Origin of the sequence: Paenibacillus sp. FSL H7-0756, assembly GCF_038006765.1 — a bacterium.
GTDB lineage: Bacteria > Bacillota > Bacilli > Paenibacillales > Paenibacillaceae > Paenibacillus_AQ.
In genome coordinates, this window is sequence record NZ_JBBOVT010000001.1 from 2,488,564 (window position 1) to 2,513,511 (window position 24,948).

General features: G+C 54.3%; 21 protein-coding genes and 1 other annotated feature. Of the genes, 18 read left to right on the top strand and 3 right to left on the bottom strand.

Features of this window, described 5'->3' with window-relative positions:
• Nucleotides 1-60 precede the first annotated feature (60 nt).
• The gene (gene ypfJ, locus NST04_RS11020) at nucleotides 61-921 is read left to right on the top strand and encodes a KPN_02809 family neutral zinc metallopeptidase (protein WP_340752088.1); all 861 of its coding nucleotides are present in this window, start codon (nucleotides 61-63) and stop codon (nucleotides 919-921) included.
• 307 nt (nucleotides 922-1,228) lie between these two features.
• On the opposite strand, the gene NST04_RS11025 is transcribed toward ypfJ, so the two are convergent.
• From NST04_RS11025 to NST04_RS11035, 3 genes are all read right to left on the bottom strand, one after another.
• Entirely contained in the window at nucleotides 1,229-2,161 is a 933-nt protein-coding gene (locus tag NST04_RS11025) for an IS3 family transposase (RefSeq protein ID WP_340750729.1), read from the bottom strand.
• A 5-nt stretch (nucleotides 2,162-2,166) separates the two neighbouring features.
• Nucleotides 2,167-2,481 carry a helix-turn-helix domain-containing protein gene (locus NST04_RS11030; RefSeq protein ID WP_340750738.1) on the bottom strand — a complete coding sequence of 105 codons (315 nt, stop codon included), beginning with the start codon at nucleotides 2,479-2,481 and terminating at the stop codon, nucleotides 2,167-2,169.
• Nucleotides 2,482-2,717: 236 nt separating this feature from the next.
• Nucleotides 2,718-3,959 carry a GGDEF domain-containing protein gene (locus NST04_RS11035; protein ID WP_341184276.1) on the bottom strand — a complete coding sequence of 414 codons (1,242 nt, stop codon included), beginning with the start codon at nucleotides 3,957-3,959 and terminating at the stop codon, nucleotides 2,718-2,720.
• 196 nt (nucleotides 3,960-4,155) lie between these two features.
• Here NST04_RS11035 and NST04_RS11040 point away from each other — a divergent pair, with 196 nt between their 5' ends.
• The 17 genes from NST04_RS11040 (at nucleotide 4,156) to mreD (ending at nucleotide 24,882) form a co-directional block, all read left to right on the top strand.
• Nucleotides 4,156-5,574, top strand: coding sequence for a glycosyltransferase family 4 protein (locus tag NST04_RS11040; protein WP_341184277.1), 1,419 nt, complete (start codon nucleotides 4,156-4,158; stop codon nucleotides 5,572-5,574).
• Between the two features lie 138 nt (nucleotides 5,575-5,712).
• On the top strand, nucleotides 5,713-6,966 hold the full coding sequence (locus tag NST04_RS11045; protein WP_341184278.1) for a LysM peptidoglycan-binding domain-containing protein: 1,254 nt from the start codon (nucleotides 5,713-5,715) through the stop codon (nucleotides 6,964-6,966).
• Nucleotides 6,967-7,167: 201 nt separating this feature from the next.
• A complete protein-coding gene (locus NST04_RS11050; RefSeq protein WP_341184279.1) occupies nucleotides 7,168-7,830 on the top strand; it encodes a stalk domain-containing protein in 663 nt (220 codons plus the stop codon).
• Between the two features lie 92 nt (nucleotides 7,831-7,922).
• Nucleotides 7,923-8,207: a binding site (T-box leader), on the top strand.
• Between the two features lie 159 nt (nucleotides 8,208-8,366).
• A complete protein-coding gene (locus tag NST04_RS11055) occupies nucleotides 8,367-11,003 on the top strand; it encodes a valine--tRNA ligase (protein WP_341185223.1) in 2,637 nt (878 codons plus the stop codon).
• Between the two features lie 5 nt (nucleotides 11,004-11,008).
• On the top strand, nucleotides 11,009-12,385 hold the full coding sequence (locus NST04_RS11060) for a bifunctional folylpolyglutamate synthase/dihydrofolate synthase (RefSeq protein ID WP_341184280.1): 1,377 nt from the start codon (nucleotides 11,009-11,011) through the stop codon (nucleotides 12,383-12,385).
• Between the two features lie 7 nt (nucleotides 12,386-12,392).
• Entirely contained in the window at nucleotides 12,393-13,769 is a 1,377-nt protein-coding gene (gene murC / locus NST04_RS11065) for a UDP-N-acetylmuramate--L-alanine ligase (RefSeq protein ID WP_341184281.1), read from the top strand.
• A 195-nt stretch (nucleotides 13,770-13,964) separates the two neighbouring features.
• Nucleotides 13,965-15,122, top strand: a complete 1,158-nt coding sequence (locus NST04_RS11070; RefSeq protein WP_341184282.1) for a GGDEF domain-containing protein — start codon at nucleotides 13,965-13,967, stop codon at nucleotides 15,120-15,122.
• A gap of 58 nt (nucleotides 15,123-15,180) precedes the next feature.
• Nucleotides 15,181-16,377, top strand: coding sequence for a GGDEF domain-containing protein (locus NST04_RS11075; protein ID WP_341184283.1), 1,197 nt, complete (start codon nucleotides 15,181-15,183; stop codon nucleotides 16,375-16,377).
• A gap of 160 nt (nucleotides 16,378-16,537) precedes the next feature.
• A complete protein-coding gene (locus tag NST04_RS11080) occupies nucleotides 16,538-17,719 on the top strand; it encodes a glycosyltransferase family 4 protein (RefSeq protein ID WP_341184284.1) in 1,182 nt (393 codons plus the stop codon).
• Between the two features lie 175 nt (nucleotides 17,720-17,894).
• Nucleotides 17,895-19,082, top strand: coding sequence for a glycosyltransferase (locus tag NST04_RS11085; RefSeq protein ID WP_341184285.1), 1,188 nt, complete (start codon nucleotides 17,895-17,897; stop codon nucleotides 19,080-19,082).
• Between the two features lie 91 nt (nucleotides 19,083-19,173).
• Nucleotides 19,174-20,514 carry an SPOR domain-containing protein gene (locus tag NST04_RS11090; protein ID WP_341184286.1) on the top strand — a complete coding sequence of 447 codons (1,341 nt, stop codon included), beginning with the start codon at nucleotides 19,174-19,176 and terminating at the stop codon, nucleotides 20,512-20,514.
• A gap of 227 nt (nucleotides 20,515-20,741) precedes the next feature.
• The gene (locus NST04_RS11095; RefSeq protein WP_036698966.1) at nucleotides 20,742-20,987 is read left to right on the top strand and encodes a DUF4321 domain-containing protein; all 246 of its coding nucleotides are present in this window, start codon (nucleotides 20,742-20,744) and stop codon (nucleotides 20,985-20,987) included.
• Between the two features lie 35 nt (nucleotides 20,988-21,022).
• Nucleotides 21,023-21,625 (top strand): Maf family protein, encoded by a 603-nt coding sequence (locus NST04_RS11100; RefSeq protein WP_341348304.1) that lies wholly within the window; start codon nucleotides 21,023-21,025, stop codon nucleotides 21,623-21,625.
• A 26-nt stretch (nucleotides 21,626-21,651) separates the two neighbouring features.
• A complete protein-coding gene (gene radC / locus NST04_RS11105; RefSeq protein ID WP_341184288.1) occupies nucleotides 21,652-22,341 on the top strand; it encodes a RadC family protein in 690 nt (229 codons plus the stop codon).
• A 39-nt stretch (nucleotides 22,342-22,380) separates the two neighbouring features.
• Nucleotides 22,381-23,415 (top strand): rod shape-determining protein, encoded by a 1,035-nt coding sequence (locus NST04_RS11110; protein WP_036698969.1) that lies wholly within the window; start codon nucleotides 22,381-22,383, stop codon nucleotides 23,413-23,415.
• Nucleotides 23,416-23,482: 67 nt separating this feature from the next.
• Nucleotides 23,483-24,352, top strand: a complete 870-nt coding sequence (gene mreC, locus NST04_RS11115) for a rod shape-determining protein MreC (protein ID WP_341184289.1) — start codon at nucleotides 23,483-23,485, stop codon at nucleotides 24,350-24,352.
• Nucleotides 24,352-24,882: a rod shape-determining protein MreD gene (gene mreD, locus NST04_RS11120; RefSeq protein WP_340752103.1), complete on the top strand. Its 531-nt coding sequence runs from the start codon at nucleotides 24,352-24,354 to the stop codon at nucleotides 24,880-24,882. The genes mreC and mreD overlap by 1 nt, the downstream gene beginning before the upstream one ends.
• Nucleotides 24,883-24,948 lie beyond the last annotated feature (66 nt).

Sequence of the window (24,948 nt, forward strand, 5' to 3'; positions counted from 1 at the left end):
TAACAGTAATAAGTACAAAGACATCAGTATTCGTGAGTATTCATAACTGGGGGGAAGGCCATGAAATGGCAGGGCAGAAGAGGCAGTTCTAATGTGGAAGACCGCAGAGGCCGCGGCGGGGGCGGCGGGGGCAAGCTGATCGGCGGCGGAATTAGCGGGATCGTGATTATAGTGATTGTTACGCTGCTGAGCGGCGGGAATATCGGCGATATTATGGGGAATCTGACCTCAACCGGTTCGGGTACGAACTCAAGTGTCCCTTATGAACAGAGTGCCCAGGAGAAGGAGCTATCCGAGTTCGTATCTGTGGTGCTGGCCGATACCGAGGATGTCTGGTCCGATATCTTCAAAAAGCAGGGGATGACTTACCAGGACCCGACGCTTGTGCTCTACAGCGGTAGTGTGAACTCTGCCTGCGGAACCGCAAGCTCAGCCGTAGGCCCGTTTTATTGTCCGGGAGACGCCAAGCTGTATATCGATCTCAGCTTCTATGATGAGCTGCAGCAGCAGTTCAAGGCGCCGGGTGACTTCGCCATGGCGTATGTGATTGCTCATGAGGTGGGACATCATGTGCAGACGCTGCTGGGCGCTTCCGAGCAGCTGAATGCAGAACGCCAGCGCCTCAGCGAGGCCGAATTCAACAAGGTGCAGGTCCGCTTCGAGCTGCAGGCCGATTATTATGCTGGGGTCTGGGCGCATCATGTCCAGGGCCAGAATCTGCTGGAGGAAGGGGACCTCGAGGAGGCACTGACTGCGGCAAGCGCAGTCGGGGATGATACGATCCAGAAGCGGGCGCAGGGCTATGTGGTGCCGGACAGCTTCACGCACGGAACGTCCGAACAGCGCAAGCGCTGGTTCTATAAGGGCTTCAACTCCGGCACGATTGCCGGCGGAGATACTTTCAAGGCTGCTGAACTGTAGCCGCCGCCTGCATCAGGAACAACAAGAGCCGCTCTTCCGGTTGCCGGAGGGCGGCTCTTGTTGTTATTGGGGATATTAGTATGAGGAGCCGTTTCTGCTCCGTCGGGAAGCTGGGATGTATGCCAAAAACAGCATACATTGTGCTGCTGCGCAGGCGCCCGGCCACAATGTATGCCAAAAACAGCATACATTGTGCTGCTGCGCAGGCGTCCGGCCCGAATGTATGCCAAAAACAGCATACATTCGGTGCGACCCCCTTATCCCGGAGTCCTCCGTATCAAATCGGTACTTGTCGTAGAAATGCTCTTTATTTCGCTTTTTCTCTCGGCCAGAAGAAGCGGGAGCGGTCTTCTTGGGTCAGGACCCACTCCGCAAACGTAGCTGGCGGCATGTTCCGAAGGCTCGTATGCATTCTGCGGTTGTTGTAAAAGTCCATGTACCGGTCCACCGCTTCATAGGCCTCTTCGAACGTGTCGAATGCCTCTTTGCGGAACAAATCCCGATCGATATTACTGTGGAACGATTCAATAAAAGCGTTTAAATCCGGCGTTCGAGGCGGAATGCGTTCATGGGTCATTTCCCAGCTTTCACACATGTCGCCAAACAGGTGGCTGACAAACTGTGGGCCGTTGTCGGTGCGGATCACCGGGCGTGCGCTGTCAGGGGCGCAGTGTTGCTCCATGGCGCGTCCCAGCGTCTGGCAGGCGTGCTTGGCCTCACACGACGATCCGCGGTGGTAGCCGACGATGACACGGGTAAACACATCGATAATGCTCAGGACAAAGAAATGCCGGTCGCGGCCCGCCACGTACCCGTACTTAATGTCCATTTGCCAGAGCTGGCCTGCTCCGGTAATGACCCGGTTCTCCGGCAGCTTCCGGGGATGCTTAAAACGCTTGTGACGCTGCGGCTGCAGGATATCCAGCGCCTGACACAGCCGGTAACTTTTCTTGTGATTGAGCTTTAAACGGTGCTGGTTCCACAAGCACTTGGCCAGCAGTTTGTATCCGTACACGTGCTCTTCTCCAGCAATTAATTCCAGCAGCCATTCCTGGATTTCCTCGTCGCTAATCTTCGCTCCAGACTCGGTCAGAGAGTAGCCGGGTACGGGTCTTCCGCGCCCCTGGAGTACGGCCTGTGCATCCTGTGACTTGCGTTTCTTACGGTCGTAGTACGTGGACTCTGCGAGCCCGATGAGACGTAGTACCAACGCTGCGGAATATCCCTGCTTAATGAACATCTCGGCTACCTCGATTTTTTCGGATAAGCAGGGGTTGGCTTTTTTAGCAGTTCACGCAGAATCTCAATCTCTAACTCCTTTTCACCAAGCATCTTGACCGCCTTCTCATATTTCTGCTCGACCTCTACCAGGCGCTTCAGTTCCTCTACCTGCTCCTGGGGGTACGGATGATCTTGTTCTCCATGGGCTTCCCGGTAATCCCTCACCCACTGATTCACCGTGGACGGAGTCACCCCATACTTTCGGGCAACCACCGCCGCCTTAATGCCAGATAACACCTCTTGCGCTGCCTTCTCTCTTGTTCCTGTTAAGTGTCCCATACCGTTCATCCTCCTCCTATCTCTAGTCTACATTTTTGTGGGGGAGGACTCCAACTTCATTAGGGGGCTGTGGAGCATTGTGCTGCCGCGCAGGCGCCCGGCCCGAATGTATGCCAAAAACAGCATACATTGTGCTGACGCGCAGGCGCCCGGTCCAAATGTATGCGAAAAACAGCATACATTCGACTGGGTCTGCCCGGCCCTGACAGGCCGTCCCCCTGCGCGGGAACATGTGCTTATGGCTGCACATCGTTCCGGTAAGAGAGACGGTTGCGGCCAAGCTTCTTGGACTCCAGCAGGAGCTGGTCGGCGTAGACGTACCCTTTTTCCATAGAAGTCTTCTGGTCCGGGTCCGCCTTATAGTAAAAGAGCCCGAAGGATGCCGAATACGGCACGCGGATCATCTGCTCCTCGAATTCCGCACTTACGCTGTGATCGTGAAGGCTGTCCAGAATCTCCTGAATCTGTGTCCTGCACTCCTCGAAGGTCTTGTCCCTCAGCAGCAGCGTGAACTCTTCCCCGCCGCTGCGGAATAGGATGTCCCCCTCCTGCAGATGCTTCTGCAGCGTCTGCGCAAAATGAACAATGACCCGGTCGCCGACGGCGTGGTTGTAAGTGTCGTTGATCTTTTTGAACCGGTCGATGTCCGCCACTACAATTCCGATGTACTCGCCGCTCTGGTTGAGCTCCTTCATCATCTTGTCCATATGCGCCCGGTTATAGGTTCCGGTGAGGAAGTCGCGGTAGGCCATCTGCTCGAATTTGTCGCGTTCATACTTGTGCTGGGCACTCTGCGATTTGGAATAGAACGAGATACTGACCACATAATTGAGCACGAACAGGGCGATCAGCATCTCCCACTTCTCCATTTGCAGCAGCCGCAGCAGCAGAGCGTTACTCAGGGCCACCTTGCTGAAGTCCAGCAGATTCCGGCTTCGAAATAACAGGTTCCGTGCTTCACTGCGTGTCTTGATATCTCCCGACAGGGCGAAGGTCAGCACCAGGAAGGTGGAGGACAGCAGGGTGGTGACGCAGACAACGAGCAGGAACAGCAGCCAGTATCCGAGCGGAAGCTTGTCCGCCAGAGGAGAGAGCGCCGTATACAGATAGTACGCAGCAGAGCCGCCCAGTGTAAACGAACCGATATTGTAGAAGGTATCCAGGAACTCTCCGGGATCGGCGGTCTTTGTTTTCTTTTTATAGAAATATACGATGAACCGGTATACTGTCTCGAACAGGAGCGTGCCGAGCGGACCGGCAAAAATCCCGAAGGAGGAGGTATAGCTGATCGCATAATCGATTGTAGAGTTCCCGCTCCGGGTCACAATCCGCAATTGGAAATAGATGCTTGAGAAGATAGTGTATAGCAGTAATGCTTTTATATAGGTAGCGTCCAGGACTACAGCATGCGCGGGAATGAAGGCTATAGCCAGGGCTGCGACGAATAGGAAAAGGTCAAATACCCTCGCTTTTGACATGTCGGAAATTTCCTTTCAGGATTTATACCGATTATACCCGAAAAGATGATTCTTGATTAAAAGATATTTTTGAAATTTGCAGGGAATGACCATATATCCCTTTCCGCCTGCCCGCAGCCTACATATACTATTCTGATTTAAGGTGGAGCAGACTGCACCTGTGTCTAAATAAATCTATAGCCGGGGAGAGGAATGCATGAAGATATTGCTAGTCACCTACTGGGGCCTCACCAATATGGGCGGAATTTGGACATATATGAAGCAGCTGGCTGACAAGCTGGGCGAGCAGGGCCATTCCGTTACACTGATGGGCAGCCATGTGGAGAACAATACATTGTATTTGCTGAACCGGACAGAGTCTTTTGATAAAAAAGCGTTCTACTCGCTGCTGCTGCCCCAGCTGGATATCGGCCGCTTCCCCTCGCTGCATCTGGAGCACGGCATCTTCAGCTTTGAGCTGGGGCGTTACGTGTTCGAGGGCGGCGCCGCTGTGCTGGGCCTGGAGGAATACGATGTCATTCATGCCCAGGACCCTATCGCCTCCTATGCACTGCGGCGGATCATGCGCCGTCCTGTTCCGCTGGTCGCAAGTGTGCATGGGGCATTGACCAAGGAGACCTACTATGAGTACAAGGGACTTGAGCCGGGACTGACCCGGGAGGCCTATGAGCAGCGGCCGATCTGGAGATATTTCCGCAGGCTTGAGAGGCTGGGGGCCCAGGCGGCCGACCAGATTCTGGTCTCTTCGGAGTGGATCGGACAGCTTACGCAGAGCCTGGGGGTCAGCCAAGACCGTATCCATACCTTGCCGTACGGGCTGGACCTGCATCAATACGCAGCCAGGGCCGCAGAGACACCGCCGCTTCAATTTGCAGCGGGAATCCCTGTGATCATGTATGCCGGACGTCTTGAATATATCAAAGGCGTCCATGTGCTGATAGAGGCGCTGGGCATTCTGCAGCAGCGCTGTCAGCACTGGATCTGTGCGGTGGCCGGAATCGGCAGCCTCCTGGAGGAGCTCATGGAGCAGACCCGCCTGCTGGGTATCGCAGGGAAGGTCCATTTCACCGGGAAGCTGAACAATATTCCGGCTGCACTCCGGGCTGCCGACATCTATGTTCAGCCCTCTCTCCAGGACACGCAGCCCTTCTCGGTTACGGAAGCGCAGCTTGCCGGGATCGCGCCGATTGTCGCCGGAACCGCAGGCATGCCGGAGATGGTCCGGCAGGGAGAGACGGGCTGGATTGTTCCTCCCGGAGATGCCGCGAAGCTTGCCCTGCAAATCGAGCAGCTGCTGGGGGATGAGGAGCTGAGAAGACGCACCGGCCTCCAGGCTAAACAGTGGGCAGAGCAGACCCGTTCGCTGGATGTTATGGCTGCGGGTACGCTGAATGTATACCAGAGAGCAGTCAGACTGCGGGCGGGCCGTCCGGGAATTCCGGACCACCTCCGGTTTGAGGAAGAACCGGGCGCGGGTGCGCTGCCGGCAGCTTTTCATCCGGCGGATGTGCTTAACGAGTGTAGTCCAGGGAATCCGCTTGCCGTAACGCTGCGTGTGAAGCTTCCACAGCACTACTCTATTCCTGATGCACGTACGGCTCTTCCTCCCCTGTAATAGGCGCTGTCCGCAATTGAAGCGGCAAAGTTGTCATGCCTGCCTGATTGAAGCATATACATGAGGGGAGTAACATTTTGGGCTTATACTCTGGGCTTGTCTCAGGGATAGATTATGCCAAGAAGGAGGACATTTCCCGTGTTTGACCAGTCCCATGGCTTGCGGTTTGATATTTATGAACGCATTCACCTTTCGGAAGAGCTTCCGGGAATAGCAGAGCTGGAGGAAGTCGAGCTGGTTCCCGACATCCAGGTCATCCAGCGGGAGGACCGGGCTGAACTGCACGGACAACTGCTGCTCACCGGACTCTACCGGGGGGAGGATGACCTTACACAGCGTCTGGAGCATGCAATTCCCGTTGAAATCACTGTTCCGCTGACCCGGGTCAGCTCACTTGATGACATAGGGGTGGAGATCGAGAATTTCGATATTGATCTGCTGACGATGCGAACCGTCAACATTACCGGAGTGCTCTCGCTGCGGGGAATCGGAAGTGCAGATGCACAGCCGGCCTGGCAGCAGGAGGAATACACAGTAGCGTATTCGCCGGAGGCAGGAGACAGCAATACGTCTGAGGAGAAATTCCGCAGTCCGGAGAATGATACCCTGTATGAGAATTCGCTCTGGACCTATGGCGAGGGGGCGGCCGAGGGCTCTGAAGAAGATCAGAACTCTGCTAATCCGGCTGAGGCTGTAGTCCAACCTCTGTATGCGGAAGAAACTACGTACACCCAGCCCGCCGCCTATCTCTCCCCACCCCTGAAGGACAAGGAACCCAGAGCAAGGACCCATAGCCTGGATACGGCTTCTTCGGCAGGCAGCGCCGCCTTGAACACAGTGGATCATTGGGGTAATGCGAAGCTTCAAGCCGCCGCGCAGCCTGAGCCGGTGTTAACCTCCGCTGCCAGTGACGCTGCTGCGCTATTTGCCGGGAACGAAGAAGGGGAGGCGGCAGAGGAGATCCAGGCCATAGACAATGAAGTCTTCCTGTCTGCGGAATCTCTGGCTCCCCCTGAGGAGAAGCAGGATCTCAAGGTTGCCCTTGGCAGCAAAAAAGAACCTGGAGCCGCCGAGCGGGAGCCGCTCACCTTCTCCTCGCTGCTCAGCGCAAGCCGCGCCAACAGAGAGCAGGAAGAACTGCTATCGGGCAATTTAGACTCTGTAGCGGAGGCTGTTCCTGAGGCCGGCAATGACACAGCGTGGAAGAGCCGGTTCATCGGCGGCATGGGCGGAACGGAGCTGTTCCGCAAGGTAAGGCTCTGCATTGTACAGCGGGAAGAGACGCTGGACACCATAGCCGAGAAATACCAGCTAAGCACCCGGGAGCTGACCATGTATAACCGGCTGTCCGGTCAGGTTGTAGAAGAGGGACAGGTATTATACATCCCTTGAGATTGATGATGCGCGGAGAATTCAGGCTTAACAGGAACAGCCCTTGCCTTACGGATGGGGCTGTTCCTGTTTCTGTATATGATTTCCGCTTCTGGTTTACAAACCGTTCAGCCGGGGGTAATAGTCACTACCGGCCTACATACATTACACATTCAGGCAGCTATGCGCTGGTACACTACTTCTGGAAGGATGATCATTCACATGAAGAGAAAAGTGGCAGCCACTGCGGCCGCACTAAGCTTGACGCTCACAGTCTCGGCCGGTGTCTATGCCGCCAGCAATCTGCAGGAGATCAAGGCGCTCCTGAACAACAAAATCGGGATCGTCGTGAATGGCCAGGCGTACACGCCCAAAGACGGCAACGGCAAAACCCTCGCCCCGATTACCTACAACGGCATCACTTATCTGCCTGTACGCTCCATAGGCGAAGCGCTGAACACCGCTGTTACTTACGATGCTGCAACCAGCCGGGTCATCATCGGTAATGGGGCTGCTCCGGCTGTCTCCTCCGGCGGCTCGTCCGCAGGAACACCAGCGGATTCTGTGAAGCGGCCGAAGAGCCTGCCGGCGGACTTCCCGCTTCCGGCGGACGCGAAGATCTTTGATCTGATCGAAGGCTCGGCGACCGGCAAGCCGTCCGCGACCTTCAGCTATACCACGAAGCAGGGGCTGGAGACGCTGGGCAATACGTATAAGGACTATTTCGCGCAAAAAGGAGCCACCTCCAAATCGGAGGAGGTCTCTGCAGCCGCCTTCCAGATTATTGATGCAGGTAGCACGTTTGCTGTTACCGTGGACGGGGCTCCCGGAACGGGCAGCCGCCAGGGCTTCAACGTGGTTCAAGTGATCTGGAGCGGGGAGTAAGCGCCAAGGTTCGTCTGCTGCGCGCCCTTTGTGTATATGCTGGTTGACTAGGGATAACACTGAATGTATTATTGAACTAAGTAATAACTAGCATAAAGACTGGGAACGGGAAGAGTAGGCGGTCAGCCCTTCAGAGAGCGGGATTATTATTGGTGTGAATTCCCGCAGGATGCAGCCCCCGAAGTCGCCCCGGAGTTGCCCTTCTGAGCTTGTCTTCATCATGAAGACCGGTTAGGATGCGGCCGGTTGCAGCCGTTACCCTGCATGAGTGTCGCGCTAAGCTTCAGGAACCTGTAGGGGAACTTAAGGCAGTGGTTTATTTTTTATTGGCGCGAAACAAAGGTGGTACCGCGAAAGAATGGCCTTTCGTCCTTTGAGACGAAGGGCCTTTTTGTATTCTCAGAAACCGCTAGCTACTCAATACATTTAACAGTGGAGGGTTCACAATGGCTGATAACAACAATGCAGCAGCAGAGCTGCCGAACGGGCAGGAAGCGGCAGAAGCTACCGCTTCAGCTAATCACAAGCAGAGCGACATGCCGACTACATATGATCCGGGAGCGGCAGAGAAGAAGTGGTATGCGTACTGGATGGAGAAGGGCTTCTTCGAAGCCGGCAAGCGTCCGGATGCGGAGCCTTACAGCATCGTGATTCCGCCGCCGAATGTAACAGGAATGCTGCATATCGGACACGCGCTGGATTTCACGCTTCAGGATGTGCTGATCCGCACCAAGCGGATGCAGGGATATGATACCCTGTGGCTGCCGGGTACGGACCATGCAGGGATTGCTACACAGACCAAGGTGGAGCAGAAGCTGCGCCAGCAGGGAATCTCCCGCCATGATCTGGGACGCGAGAAGTTCCTGGAGCAGGTATGGGCCTGGAAAGACCAGTATGCAGAGACCATTCATGACCAGTGGGCCAAGATGGGCCTGTCCCTCGATTACTCCCGCGAACGCTTTACCTTTGATGATGGAATGAAGAAGGCGGTCAGCAAGGTATTTGTGGAGCTGTACCAGAAGGGCCTGATCTACCGCGGGAAGCGGATTATTAACTGGGACCCGGCTGCCCGTACAGCGCTGTCGGATATCGAGGTTGAATACAAGGAAGTGAACGGGCATCTGTACCATCTGCGTTATCCGCTTAAGGATGGCAGCGGCCATATTACGGTGGCTACCACGCGGCCCGAGACGATGCTGGGCGATACAGCGGTAGCGGTACACCCGGAGGATGACCGTTACAAGCATCTGATTGGCAGAACACTGGTCCTGCCGATTATAGGCAGAGAGATTCCGGTTATTGCTGATGAATACGTAGATAAGGAGTTCGGCAGCGGTGCGGTTAAGATTACACCGGCGCATGATCCGAATGACTTCGAGATGGGAGTCCGCCATAACCTTCCGCAGATCAATGTAATGGACGAAGGCGGAGTGATGAATGAGGAAGCAGGCGCTTACCAGGGAATGGACCGCAGCGACTGCCGTAAGGCCATCGTAGCCGACCTGAAGGAGCAAGGCGTGCTGATCTCCATTGAGGATCATGTACACCAGGTTGGGCACAGTGAGCGTTCGGGGGCTGTTGTAGAGCCTTATCTGTCCACCCAGTGGTTCGTCAAAATGCAGCCGCTGGCAGAAGCGGCCATCGCTGCACAGAAGGACGGTGACGGGGTCCACTTCGTGCCGGACCGCTTCGAGAAGACGTACCTGAACTGGATCGAGAATGTCCGCGACTGGTGTATCTCCCGCCAATTGTGGTGGGGTCACCGGATTCCGGCCTGGTACTCCGAATCTACCGGGGAGCTTGTTGTTGCGCACGACGAAGAAGAAGCACGCCGCATCAGCGGGCTGTCCGACCTGAAGCAGGATGAGGATGTTCTGGATACCTGGTTCAGCTCCAACCTCTGGCCGTTCGCTACATTAGGCTGGCCTGACGGGGAGAGCAGTGACTATCAGCGTTACTATCCGAACAACGTACTGGTTACCGGGTACGATATCATTTACTTCTGGGTAGCGCGGATGATTTTCTCAGCCATGGAATTCACAGGCCAGAAGCCGTTCTCCGATGTACTGATGCACGGACTCGTACGCGATGCCGAAGGACGCAAGATGTCCAAGTCTCTGGGCAACGGCATCGATCCGCTGGATGTTATCGAGCAGTACGGCGCTGACGCCATGCGTTATATGATTACTACCGGCAGTACAGCGGGCCAGGATCTGCGGTTCCGTATGGAAAAGGTAGAGCAGGCGCGCAATTTTGCCAACAAGATCTGGAATGCCTCCCGGTTCGCGCTGATGAATCTGGAAGGCGTAGCCTTTGAAGATATTGACATTACAGGTGAGCTTGGCACAGCAGACCGCTGGATTTTGCACCGCCTGAACGAAACTTCCCGTGATATTACGCGTCTAATTGACTCGTACGAGTTCGGCGAGACCGGACGCCTGCTCTACAACTTCATCTGGGATGATCTGTGCGACTGGTATATCGAATTCGCCAAGCTTTCGCTGTACGGAGCGGACGCAGCCGCCAAGGCCAAGACCCAGTCTGTTCTGGCTTACGTGCTGGACCGCACACTGCGCCTGATTCACCCGTTCATGCCGTTCATTACCGAGGAGATCTGGCAGCATCTGCCGCATGAAGGAGAATCGATTACGCTGGCTGAATGGCCGAAGTACGATGCGGCGCTTGAGAATCCGCAGGCGGTATCAGAGATGAACCTGCTGATGGATATCATCCGGGCTGTTCGCGGTATCCGTGCGGAAGTGAATGCGCCAATGAGCAAGAAGGTCGAGCTGATTATCAAGGCCGGCAGCCAGGACACCCTGGACATTATTTCCCGTAACGACAATTACATCGGGCGCTTCTGCAACACCTCTTCGTTCGAAGCAGGCCTTGCGCCGCAGACGCCGGATAAAATGATGTCCGCCGTGGTTACCGGAGCGGAGCTGCTTCTCCCGCTGTCCGGTCTGATCGATATCGATCAGGAGATTATCCGTCTGGAGAAAGAAGTCCAGACCCTGAACAGCGAAGTGGAGCGTGTGGAGAAGAAGCTCAGTAATCAGGGCTTTGTAGCCAAAGCTCCGGCGAAAGTCATCGAAGAGGAACGGGCGAAGCAGGCGGATTATTCCGACAGACGCGAGAAAGTGCTGGCCCGTATTGCAGAGCTGAGAGGATAACTGACATGGAAGAGATCACCCGGAGCGGCGCTGCCGCTCCCTTAAGTTCTTATACAGAAGCCGTAGACTGGATCAACAGCCTGATTCCTTTTGGAATCCGGCCGGGTCTGGAGCGGATAGAGCTTCTAATGGAGAAGCTGGGACATCCGCACCGGAAGCTTAAGTTCATTCATGTGGCGGGGACGAACGGCAAGGGCTCAACCTGCGCCTTTTTAACCTCGGCCCTTATTCAGAGTGGATATTCGGTGGGGACCTTTACCTCTCCTTATATCACGAAGTTCACGAACCGGTTCCAGTACAACGGGACGGATATTCCTGAAGAGACGCTGCTTGCGCTTGCCAATCAGCTGCGTCCGCTGGTGGAGGAGATTGCGGGCACTGAGCTGGGCTCACCGACCATGTTCGAGGTGGCGACGGCGCTCGCGATTCTCTATTACGGCGAAGTTTGTTATCCCGATGTAGTCGTATGGGAGACGGGGCTTGGGGGAAGGCTGGATGTAACGAATATCGTTACTCCGGTGGTGTCGGTCATTACGAATGTTGGACATGACCATACCGATGTGCTGGGAGATACGCTGGAACTGATTGCCGGCGAGAAGGCCGGGATTATTAAGCCGGGCGTTCCTGTAGTCAGCTGTGTAAGCCAACCCGAAGCTGTAGCTGTATTGAAAGCCAAGGCGGCGGCTACCCGTTCGACACTCTATTTAGCCGGAGAAGATTTCAGCTATAGTAAGGTAGAGCAGAGAGACGGCTACCAGCACTTCACCTTCAACGGGCCGTTCCGCGGGCTTGAGCTGGATATTGCCATGAAAGGCGAACACCAGCTGCAGAATGCAGCCGGAGCAATGATGGCGCTTGAGGTGCTGCGGCAGTATATGGCCTTCATGCTGGAGGACGAGGATGTGCTGGAGGGCTTTCGCGGCACATTCTGGGCCGGAAGACTGGAGGAAGTGAGCACTGCGCCCAGAATTATTCTGGACGGCGCGCATAACCCGGAAGGGGCTGAGAGCCTTGCGAAGAGCCTTCCGCAGTTCCAGCCTTACGGTAAATTAAATTTGCTGATGGGGATGCTGGCAAATAAGCATCACGAGTCGTATCTCAAGCATATACTGCCTATAGTGGATACGCTCATCCTGACCGAACCGGATTTCCGTAAGAAAATGGACGCGGAAGATCTGCAGGCGATCGCAGAAAGTCTGCGGAGTAAATATGCCAAGGAAAACTTGGAAATCATAGTAGAACGTAATTGGGGCCAAGCGCTGCAGAAGCTGCAGACGATCACAGCGGACGATGACCTCGCAGTTGTGTCCGGAACGCTGTATTTGATTTCTGATGTGCGCAGTACGCTTTTACGGCAACCCGATTCTGAAAAAGGCTGGTGACGAACTGTTGGATACTACTGAACGTGTGCATTTTATAGGGATCGGCGGCTATGGTATGAGCGCGATTGCCCGGGTGATGCTGGAGATGGGATATACAGTTACAGGCTCTGACGTAGCTGCCCAGGAGTTAACGGAGAAATTGATAGCCAAAGGTGCCAAGGTCTTCATCGGGCATACGGCGGAGCAGGTGAAAGGTGCGGATCTGGTCGTCTATTCCACGGCGCTTGCCGCGGATAATGTGGAATGGGTGGAGGCAGAGCGCCTGAAGATTCCGGTTCTTCACCGCTCGCAGATGCTGGCCCGGCTGCTGAATGAACGCAAGGGCGTAGCGGTGGCCGGAGCGCACGGTAAGACTACCACCTCATCCATGATTGCTCTGGTTATGGAAGACTGCGGCGTGGACCCTACCTACATTATCGGCGGGGAGATTATGAATGTCGGCACGAATGCCAAAGCGGGACAAGGGGAATTCGTCGTGGCAGAGGCCGATGAGAGCGACGGCTCGTTCCTGCAATACCATCCTTGGCTGGGAATCGTTACGAACATTGAAGCGGACCATCTGGAGAACTACGGCGGCGACTTCGGTAAGCTGAAGGATGCTTATGCTCAGTTCATGAATCAGCTTCGCGAGGATGGAACAGCTATCGTATGTGCAGATGATGAGAACCTGAAATCCCTGCTGCCTAAGGTAAAAGGTAAAGTAATCAGCTACGGGATTGAATCAGAGACGGCCGATTATATTGCAACAGATATTGTCCTCGGCGACCGCCAGGTATCTTATACCATGAACCATGGAACCGAGGTGCTAGGCCGTATTGAGCTCTCTATTCCGGGAAAATACAATCTGTATAACTCCATGGCTGCAGTGATTTCCTGTCTGAAATCGGGCATTGCCTTTGAGGCCATTGCGGCTGCGATTGTGAAGTTCCACGGCGCCAAACGGCGCTTCCAGGTGCTGGGCGAGGTTGACGAGATTCTCGTCATTGATGATTACGCGCATCATCCAACAGAGATTCAGGCTACGATCAGCGCCGCCAAGGCAACCGGCAAACGCATTATCGCCGTGTTCCAGCCGCAGCGCTACACGCGTACCTTCTTCCTGCTGGATGCGTTCAGCCGCGCGTTCAGCGAAGCAGACGAAGTGATTATTACCGATATCTATTCCCCTGCGGGTGAGAAGCAGATAGAGGGTGTCACCTCCGCCAAGCTGGTAGAGCTGATTGTGCAGAACAGCAACGCCGGTGCGCGGCATCTGCCGACGAAGGAAGCTGTGCTGGCCGATCTGCAGAACCGCATTGCTCCCGGTGACCTGGTCATCACCATGGGTGCGGGCGATATCTGGAAGGTCGGTTATGCGCTGGCAGACAGCCTGAAGAACCGCTAAGATTTCAGGAACCGTTAAACTTTTTAAAAAAGGGGCGGTCCCAATTAGCCATTTATGGCTTATGGGACCGCCCCTTTTTTGCATCCGGCGAACAAGAAGTTAGAGGTGATAGATAATAATGATATTGCCGATATGAGCTGTGAATGTGATCGTTCGGATAGAGCAGGTATATCCGCATAGTTCGGTGGTGTGTTGATGGGCTTTCAGCTTGATATTAAGTCGCTGTTATACTTGTTCATTCTGGGAAATTTATTTTCCGGGCTGATGATTACGTTTTACCGCTACCACTTTCCCAAAGACATTGCCTCCAGTCTATTCATTGCCTCCAAGTGGATTCAGGTGATCTTCTGGAGCTCCATTCTGCTGTGGGACTATATTCCCCATAGAATCGCTGTACCTCTGAGCAATGCGCTCATTCTGGCCGGCGGAGGGCTGGAGATCGCTGCGTTGCTGATGATGATGGGCATGCTGGACCGCCGTTCGAAGCTCTATTATCTGACAATCACGGCAGGGAGCATACTCAGCTTTGTTATCGTTACCCTGTTCTTCAACCATCCGAATATACGGGTCGCAACGACCTCGTTATGGGTCATGCTGTTTGTGCTCTACCCTGGCTGCCGCTTGACAGCGAGCCCGGAGCGCTCTCCGCTCCAGAAGATACTCGCCGCCGTATTTTATGCGATCGCAGCGGTGATGTTACTCAGGTCGTTCGTTGCTCTGGCGGTGGAACCGGATATGGGCCCGCTGACGGCTAATCCGGCGCAGTATTTGTATTATCTCGGGATGTTCCTGATGCTGATTGGAGGCATTGCCGCCTTCATCCTGCTCTCCAATGAGCATTCCTACCAGAAGCTGAAGCGCATCGCCACCTATGACAGCCTGACCGGGATTCTGGGCCGCCGGGCCTTCCTGCTGGAAGCCGAACTGAAGCTGGCGCTTGCCGCCAAGAAGAGGGAATATTGTTCCCTGCTGCTGCTGGATCTGGATCATTTCAAAAGAGTGAATGATACCTACGGTCATGACACCGGCGACAGTGTGCTGCAGGATTTCGCCCTTACTGCCGAGAGTACGCTTGCGGGCGGTGACTTGCTCGGACGGGTAGGCGGTGAGGAATTCGCCATTCTGCTGTACGGGCAGGATGCGCTGAGCAGCAGCCATCAGGCAGAAGCGCTGCGGGAGACGCTCAAAGAATCTTCTGTGCACAGCCTGCCCTGCGGGTATACGGCCAGTATTGGTATAGTCTCTGTGCTGCCTGATCAGCAGACCAGCTTGAACGCACTCTACAAGCTATGTGATCTGGCGCTTTATCAGGCGAAGCAGGAAGGCCGGGACCGTGTGGTCAGGTCCGGGTAAACGGACTCTCAAATACATAGCATACATAGACATATCGTTAAACAAAGGGGTGGACATGATGACAGCCGGCTTGGATTTGAAGACTTTGCTGGCTTGTCTTTTTTTCGGCAATCTATTTACGGTTCTGCTTATTCTGGCATACCGGCCCAGTTATCCGAAAGAAAAGACAACCCCATTGTTCCTGACAGCCAAAATTCTGCAGCTCGCTATTCTGCAGCTGTTGTTATTAGAGGGAATTCATGATTGTCCATTCGTGCTTCCAAGTATTATTCTCTTGAGCGTGGCTGCAGGAACTGCGGAGATTCTGGCCCTGCTGAAGAAGCTGGAAGCCGATTCTCAGCGAATGAAGCAGCGGTATTACACGCTGGCTGCGATATCTGCGTTAGGTCTGCTTCTGCCCTACCTGCTGCATCCGGATGTTCCCCGGCTGATCGCAGCATCTGCACTTACGGGTGCGATTCTGCTGCTCTATCCGGCTTATCTGTTATCCTGGAAGGTCAGAAAGACCCCGCTGCAGGAAATTACGGGTATGCTGTACGGCGTGGCGATCCTCTCTCTGCTCAGTAAGGCCAGCAGCCTGTTCTATCTTCCGCCGGGAGGATCGATTGCAGCGGCGTGGCTGCAGAGCTTTTTTTACGCCGGAATCTATCTGCTGATGTTCCTCGGAACTGCGGGCTTCATGCTGCTCTCCCGGGAACAGTCCTATGCGGAGCTGGAGCGTGTGGCAACCTATGATGAACTGACAGGCGTCTTGAACCGCAGGGCGTTCGTGCTGCGTGCCCAGCCTCTGATTGCTGCTGCCGCCAAGGAGATGGTGCCCTTCTCATTCATGCTGCTGGATGTGGACCACTTCAAGCAGGTTAATGACACCTATGGCCATGATACGGGAGACCGGGTGCTGCAGGATTTCGCCCGCAGAATTGAGCGTCAGCTCGGCAGCGGGGATCTCTTCGGAAGATTCGGGGGCGAGGAATTCGCGGTGCTGCTGCACCGGTCGGATGAGGAAGACGGTGAGAGAATAGCGGAACGGCTGCGCTGCTCTGTGCTTGGTGCGACGGTCGAAGGCATGCCGCTGTCCTATACGGTCAGCATCGGTCTGATTACGATTCTCTCCGGTGAACGTGTGCCGCTCGGCACCTTGTACAAACTGAGCGACAACGCTCTATATAAGGCGAAGCAGCGGGGAAGGAACTGCGTGGTCAGGAGTGACAGCTACAAGGGCAAGGTGCCGGAAGCTGGTTCTTTTGCGAAGTAGACAGGGCCGATTATCAATAGTATGCCGCATGACACCGATTCTCCATATTATCGGGGAGCCGCTTTTTTGTATGACTGTACCACCTTAACTTGGGTAATAGATCCTAGATGCCCCGGGCAGTCCAGGGCCAATTGATCAATGGAGAGTAGGAGAAGAGGCCATGAAGGAACCGTTGCTATTCATTTCCGCAGAGAATCCATATCCGCAGGATAGCGGGGGCAAGCTGAGAACGGGCAATATTCTGAAGCTTCTGCAGGGCAAATATGAGGTAGAGCTCATCACCTATGCCAATCCCCGGAAGACAGGGACGCCGGAGGGACTTCCGTCACTTACGGTGCATGAAGTAGAGCGTACAGTCAGCTACCGCAGAGCGCTGCTCCGTTCCCTGTATACCTGGCGGAATTGTTCTTATATGAGCCATGTTGATGTGGACATGAAGGCGAAGATTATAGAGCTCTGCAGCCGGAATTCCTACGGTCATGTATTTATTTCGCATAGTCTGCTGGGCTGCTGCATCGACATTGTACAGCGCTGCCTGCCTGGTACTGTGATTATTACCGATGCGCATAATTTCGAGAGCGGATTGTCTGCACAGCTGGCAGGCGGGAAAAAGGGGATCGCCAAGGTCTATTATTCCCTTAATGCTGTATGGACGCGCCAGGATGAACTGAAGCTGATGGACAAGACGAATCTGCTGCTGACCACTTCGGAAGAGGATGCTCTGGCCTTCAAGGCACTGGCCCCCAGCCAGTCACAGAAGGTCCATGTCATTCCCAATTTCATACGCATGGAGGATTACCGGACCAAGACGCAGTTGCCCAAGGAGAAGTGGATTATTCTTCCGGGTAATATGAACTACTTCCCTAACATTAACGCAGCCCTCTACTTCTACCGTGAGGTATATCCTCTGGTTAAGGCGAGCGTACCGGATATCCAGTGGTATATTGTCGGACGGGACGTGCATCCGGAGGTAGCGGCGCTCGCCTTGAAGGATTCCTCTATCGTCATTACCGGGTATGTGGACAGTGTGGCGGATTATATACGCAAGGCGCAGGTGGTCATAGCTCCGCTCCTGGAAGGCAGCGGAACAAGGCTGAAAATTCTGGAGGCCTGGGCGCTGAGAACCCCTGTCGTATCCAGTTCCAAAGGGGCAGAAGGGCTGTTCTATGAGCATTCGCAGAATATTATGATTGCCGATGACCCGGTTTCCTTTGCCGATAGTGTGACACTGCTGCTTCAGGATCATGAAAGAGGAGTAGTGCTTGCGGACCGTGCATACGAGGTTCTGCTGGCAAATTATGAGGCGGAAAGTGTCAAGGATAAGCTGCTTCGTCTGGTCTGAAGGGATATGGAATGTAAAATAATTATTTTTCCCCATAAATCGACAACCTTCTCAGGAGGACTGCGTTACTATAGATCTACATCGATAGTTTCACATTTCTGGGCTGGATGTCATCCGGCCTTTTTTGTTTCGTACACATTCATTCACATTTACATAGAACCAAGGAGCTATAGCCATGAGAGAGAGAATGTTGTTCCTTTCTGCCCGGAGTCACATGCCGGAAGACCGGGAGGGAGACATCAGAACAGAGAATTTCCTTGATATGCTGCTGGAGCGGTTTGATATTGATCTGTTGGAGTATTGCCACCACCGCCGCGAGACGCAGATTCTACGCAGTCCTGCCCTGACCGTTCATCAGGTGAAGCGGCCTGCGTCCACCCGCAGAAGCCTGCTGTTTCCGCTGAACAGGCTACGCACGGATGCCTCGATGCTCGGCAATGACAAGTCGCTGCGGGCGGTAATTAGCGAGATGTGCAGCCAGAACGCCTACAGTCATGTGTTTGTCTCGTATGCCATGCTCGGTAACGTACTGGACCTGGTTGCCTCACTGCTTCCCGGAGCTGTTATCGTCACCGACGCCCGGCGTGCAGGTGGCATACGGGTGCAGAGCCGGGCGGCCGGCAAGCGGGGAATCGGCACAGGCTACCGCAAGCTGAACGATGCGCTGATCCGCCGGGAAGAGCGCCGCTTAATGAACAAGGCCAGCCTCCTGCTGGCCGCTTCAGAAGAAGAGGCCCTGTCCTTTAAGGCGTTATCCTTTGCCGACGCAGGCAAGGTGCATGTAGTTCCGCCGTACATTGATCTGACTGCCCTACCCTATGCGGCTCCCGGAGATACTGCCAAGGATAACTCCATCGTTCTGCACTGGAACATGTATTCCACTGACGGCAAGAATGCAGCGCTGCTGTTCTTCAAGAAGGTATATCCGCTGATTCGGGCGGCAGTGCCGGATATCCGCTGCTGCATTATCAGCAGTGAGGTGCATGCAGAGGTCGCAGCTGCCGCCCAGAAGGACTCTTCTGTTGTACTCATCAGAGAAGCTATGCAGACAGCCGATTATATCCGCAAGGCCAGAGCTGTGGTTGCTTCATGCTGTGAGGACTGCGGCAGTCAGAGCAGCATTCTGGAGGCCTGGGCCCTCCGCACGCCGGTGGTCAGCAGCCTGAAGGGCTCGGAGGAGCTGATGTGTGAGCCGGGGCGGAATATTCTGCTGGCAGGAACAACGGCGGGCACTGCCGATCATCTGATCAGGCTGCTGACGATGCCGGAGCTTGGTTCTATTATTGCGGATCAGGCCTACAGGACGCTCAGCAGGCATTATGCCGCAGAGGGAGTTAAGGCGAAGCTGCTTAGTCTGGTGTAAATATATTAAAATAGCATATCTCTCTCGCATCTTTCATATCTTTCAGTATAGAACTGAAGATCGCGAGGTGAGGGTATTGAATAACGGAAGAATGACATTCCGCTTCGACGGTGACCAGGGCAGGCAGCGGACAGAGACGGCAGAGCTCCGGGCGGCGAACGAAACCGGTGTGGTTCTGGAGGACAAGGATACTGACAAGGTGCAGCGCGGGGGGATTAAGACATCCTCCTATTCCAAGGCCGATGAATATATTGTGGATCTGGAGAAGGTGGAGTTGCCCCGGCCATTAGAGACAGCTTACATGAAGCCTCCGGGCGCCAGCCGCCGGAAACCGAAAGCTCCTGAGGATAACTATGATTTGGGGCTGTATTCTGTTGTCCGTCCTGCTTCTGCAAGGAATCTATGGGAACAGAGTGAAGACTCGGAGGAGGATTCCTCCTATGGAGGGGCGGATGAAGAAGGTCTGCATTCAGCAGATGACTACTACCCGCTGTATGAAGATAACTGTGAATCCGCTACAGACAGTTATGAGCAATCCGGCGCTCACCGGGATAGCTACGGCGGCTCTTATCATACCCGCCGTCCCTCGTACTGGTGGAAGTTCGCATTGTCCATAACTGGAGCGCTGGGAACGGGGATTCTGCTCGGATATGCAGCCTTGTCGTTCATCACAGGAGGGGCGGGGGAGACTGCTAAAGCTCCCGGCAATGCGGAGGTTAAGGCGGGAATCACCCAGGGGCAGAAGGCGGCAACCAGCAGTAACGCAGCAGACATAACGGGTGTGCCTGCTGAGCAGACGGGAGAAGCGGTGAGCGCGCAGATTCCGGTTGAGGTTGCGCCACAGAGCTATTATCTGCTGCAGTATGGCGTCTTCAGTACAGCGGCAGGAGCGGAACAAGCCCGGCAGGAGCTCTTGACCGCCGGCCTTGCCGCCGGTCTTGATCCGGCAGACGGCAACCGTGTGTACGCCGGAATGTCTCCTGACCGTGAGCAGGCCAAGCTGCTTAGCAATGGGCTCAAGGGGCAAGGCATCGAGCTGTACGTGAGAGAAGTGGCTCTGCCAGCTGTGAACCAGGTCCGCTACACCGGAACGGCAGCTGAGGTGGACAGCTACTTCACGCTCAGCAGCCAGCTGTTAAGCGAGCTGAGCAGCTTGTCTGCTTCCCTGCTTGGCGGGGGGAGCAGCGGGGACGCTGGCGCAGCGGTAAGCGATCTCCATATGCAGTGGACCCAGGCAGTCAAGGCACTGGAGCCGGGCCTCACACCGGAAGGGCAGAGAATCGCTGACGGGCTGGAGAAATCCATGAGCCAGGGGATAGCCGCCCTGAACGAATACAATAAGAATAAGGCGGAGGGGCTGCTCTGGGAGGTGCAGGAAGCCATGATGAGCTTCCTGACCGGCCAGAAAAGCCTGTTGTCCGCCATGAGCTGAGAGCAGAGGCGTAACGAACCGCTGACTATAGGCTAAATAAATGATCCCCCGTACCAGGCATGTGCCCGGCGGGGGATTGCTGTATTTCCAGAGGTACTCATGCGGTGTGATAAGATCCGCAGGCTTCTATCGTGGTAAACATTCCCTGGATGGATTTTGAGTTTGTATTGCACTCCGTTTCACCGTATAATAAATAGGGTGTCAAAAAATGGCGAGGGAAGACTTGAATGAAGAAGAAAAATGTAGGAACACTGCTGTTATTTCTTATTCTGGGCTGGCTGGCCGGAGCCTGGATTGCCAAGCTGCTGGAACCTGTACAAGCTCTGTCTTTTCTTACAGCTTCGACTGTTCTCAAGTGGTCGCCGCAAGCCGATTTAGACATCATAACCTATGACATCACAATCCATTTGAAACTGTGCCTGCTCAGTCTTGCCGGAATTATTACAGCCGTATGGCTGTACCGCAGGCTGTAGCCTTAGCTGGCAGCACAGGAAGGGACGTAATTACAGTGGAGCATGACAATTCACGGCATATTATTCTGGCCTCAGGTTCACCGCGGCGGCGTGAGCTGTTAGCCTCGCTTGGACTGCCTTTCGAGGTGCTGTCCAGCGATGCTGATGAGAGTACACCGCCCGAATGGAGTCCTGAAGCTATTGTACGGAATCTGGCTCTGCGTAAGGCAGAAGCTGTGATTCCTGTTGCCGGAGACCGTGATGCTGTTATCATCGGCAGCGACACGATTGTTGTGCTTGACGGAATGGTGCTCGGCAAGCCGGCGGATGAGCAGGACAGCTCCAGAATGCTGGAGATGCTGCAAGGCCGGACGCATCAGGTATACACCGGGGTGGCCTGCATCGGTTCCGCAGAGGGACGTACCCTGGTAGATCATAGGGTAACCTCTGTAACTATGAGAGCAATGAGCGAAGAGGAAATCTCCGCCTACATAGCGACCGGGGAGCCTGCCGACAAAGCCGGCTCTTACGCGATACAAGGACTGGGCGCCACCCTGGTGGAAGAAATTGAAGGCTGCTATTTTAACGTGGTCGGTCTGCCGCTGTCACTGCTGAGCGGTATGTTGTCCGGGTTTGGCATTTCAGTGCTGAACCGGTAAGGGTAGCCGAAGAAAGAAGGTTAGGGATGGAGTCGCAAACATTTATGCTGCGTGACCTCCCCCATGAAGAACGACCACGAGAGCGCATGATGCATTATGGGGCGGAATCATTAAGTCAAGCGGAGCTTCTGGCTATTCTGCTGCGCACAGGTGCGCACCGTGAATCAGCCCTTCTTATCGCCCAGCGGCTCTTGAGCCATGCAGGCGGTCTCCGCGGACTGGCGGATCTGAGCATTGAAGAATTGACAACAATCAACGGCATCGGCCCTGCCAAGGCCGTGCAACTCAAAGCAGGCATAGAGCTGGGAAGACGCATGGCGAATTCCCGGCTTACCGAACCGGTCATTATCCGCAGTCCCCAGGATGCGGCGGAGATTTTGACTGAACAGCTGCGTTACTTGCAGAAGGAGCATTTTATCTGCCTGTTCCTGAATACGAAGAATCATGTTATTGCGCAGGAAACATTGTCCATGGGTAGCCTTAATGCCTCCATTGTGCATCCCCGCGAGGTGTTCCGGGCAGCCATGAAATGCAGCAGCGCAGCAATTATATGCGCACATAATCATCCGAGCGGTGATCCTACGCCGAGCCCTGAAGACATCTCCCTGACCGCAAGGCTTATGCAGGCAGGCGAAATTGTCGGCATTGATGTGCTGGATCATCTGGTGATCGGAGACAGCAGCTACGTAAGTTTGAAAGAGAAAGGCTACATGTAATACAATTGTCTAGATTCACATGGAAAAGGAGCAAACAAGATGTTAGGTGGTTTTACGAAAGACTTAGGAATTGACTTGGGGACAGCGAATACGCTTGTCTACGTGCGCGGTAAGGGGATCGTTGTCAGAGAGCCGTCCGTGGTAGCCATTAATACAGATAGCAAGACGATTGAAGCCGTAGGGGAATCTGCCAAAAAAATGATCGGACGCACGCCGGGCAACATCCGTGCCATCCGTCCAATGAAGGACGGGGTCATCGCTGATTTCGATACTACAGCAACTATGATCAAATATTTCATCCGCCAGGCCCAGAAGCAGCGCTCGATGTTCCAGCGCCATCCGAATGTCATGGTGTGTGTACCCTCCGGAATTACAGCCGTTGAACAGCGTGCAGTTGAGGATGCTACGAAGCAGGCCGGAGCACGGGAAGCTTACATTATCGAGGAGCCATTTGCTGCTGCCATCGGTGCAGATCTTCCGGTATGGGAACCAACCGGCAGTATGGTTGTAGATATCGGCGGCGGGACTACCGAGGTTGCGGTAATCTCACTCGGCGGTATTGTTACCAGCCGTTCTGTACGTGTGGCCGGGGATGATGCGGATGAGTCTATCATCCAATACATCAAGCGCCAGTATAACCTTATGATCGGTGAACGCACTTCCGAGCAGCTCAAGATGGATGTGGGCTCCGCCCTGCCGCTTGAGAAGGCTGAGACGATGGAGATCCGAGGACGCGATCTGGTAACCGGTCTGCCGAAGACGCTGACCATTACCTCCGATGAAATCTGCGAAGCTCTGTCCGATACTGTGAATGCGATTGTTGAAGCCGTGAAGGTTACACTGGAGAAATGTCCGCCGGAGCTGGCTGCCGATATTATGGACCGCGGCATTGTGCTTACGGGCGGCGGTGCGCTTCTGCGCAACCTGGACAAGCTGCTGGCGCGCGAGACCGGAATGCCGGTGATTGTGGCCGAGAATCCGCTGGACTGTGTTGCGATCGGCACAGGCAAGGCGCTGGAGAATATCCACTTGTTCAAGAGCCGCAGCAGTTCGGGCCTCCGCTCCAAACGCTAGGAACATGCGGACTGTGAACGTCAACCCCTGAGGTTGGAGAAATACGGTTATTAGAGGGTGCTCGAGATTGTTCAAGCTGTTTAACAATAAACGACTGTTTATATTGCTGATTACGCTGGTTACGTTTATCGTTCTGATGGGCTTCAGCCTGGGGCAGAGGAAGACCCTGTCCTGGCCGGAGAACTTCCTCAGAGATACGACCGGATTCGTGCAGAAATTGTTCTACAAGCCCGCTGGATACGTAGCGGGCTTCTTCGAAGATATTGGCAATCTCCGCGAAATGGCCGAAGAGAACCAGCGGCTTAAGATTTTGGCTGCACAGTACGCCCGGGATAAGGCGCAATTTAATTTCATTAAAGCCAAGAATGAACAATATGAAAAGGATCTTCAATTCACTAAAGCTCAAAAGAACATGTATAAATATGAATATCTGATCTCCAATGTGGTCAGTGTAACGACAGAACCGGGCAATAACACACTTGTTATTGATTTGGGTGCGAAAGATGGCATTAGACTGAATATGTCCGTAACTTCTATCGAGGGGCTTGTAGGAGTTATAAGCAATGTTAGTAACTTCACCTCTACCGTGAAGCTGATGACGATGATGGATATCAACGACCCCAACTCTCAGCCTCCTATAGCAGCAACCGCTGTTAACAAGGAGGGCAAGACCTTTGGAATGATTGAGAGCTATGACCAGCAGACCGGAATGCTGCTGATGAACAAAATCCCCGTAGGCGATCCGATTGCCAAGGACGATGTTATTATCTCCTCTGGGATTGGCGGACGATATCCGCGTGGTATGACTATCGGTACGGTGGAAGAAGTGAAGATCGGACAGTTCGGATTAACCTCTACAGCGATTATCAAGCCGGCGGCAGGATTCCAGGACTGGAAGGAACTCTTCGTTGTCTATACGGAGGAGCGTGTAGAATAGTGAGGATGCGCAGACCTGTCCTGGTACTTTTGTTATTCATTTTATTTATTCTGGAAGGCACAGTGCTTCCCTGGCTGATTCCTGACGGCTGGCAGATGCGGATTATTCCTAATCTCGTCTTCATCGTCATTCTGTTCGTAACGGTATACCATCACCGGCATACAGCACTTATTCTGGGCTTGTCGTTTGGTATGCTGCATGATGTGGTCTTTTACGGCCGCATACTGGGTGCTCATTCCTTCGCTATGGGCTTATCTGCGTACCTGATCGGGCTGATATTCCAGATTCCCCGCGCGCCGCTGCCGCTCATGATGACAGTGGTGTTACTGGGCAGTCTGCTGGAAGACAGTATTCTTTTTGCCATTTATAATGTGTTTAATTTAAGCCAGGAGCCATATAATTGGGCGCTCTTGCATCATATGCTGCCTACCATGCTCATTCATTTTGCTGCAGGCCTGCTTCTCTACATTCCGCTCCGGCGACAGCTGGAACTGCTGAAGAAAGAGACACTTGATGAGGAAGCTGCCTAAGCGGCAGCGGTATTTTCTTATCGCCCAAAGAAGGAGTTTGCCCGGCCCGGCACGAATGAATGAGGA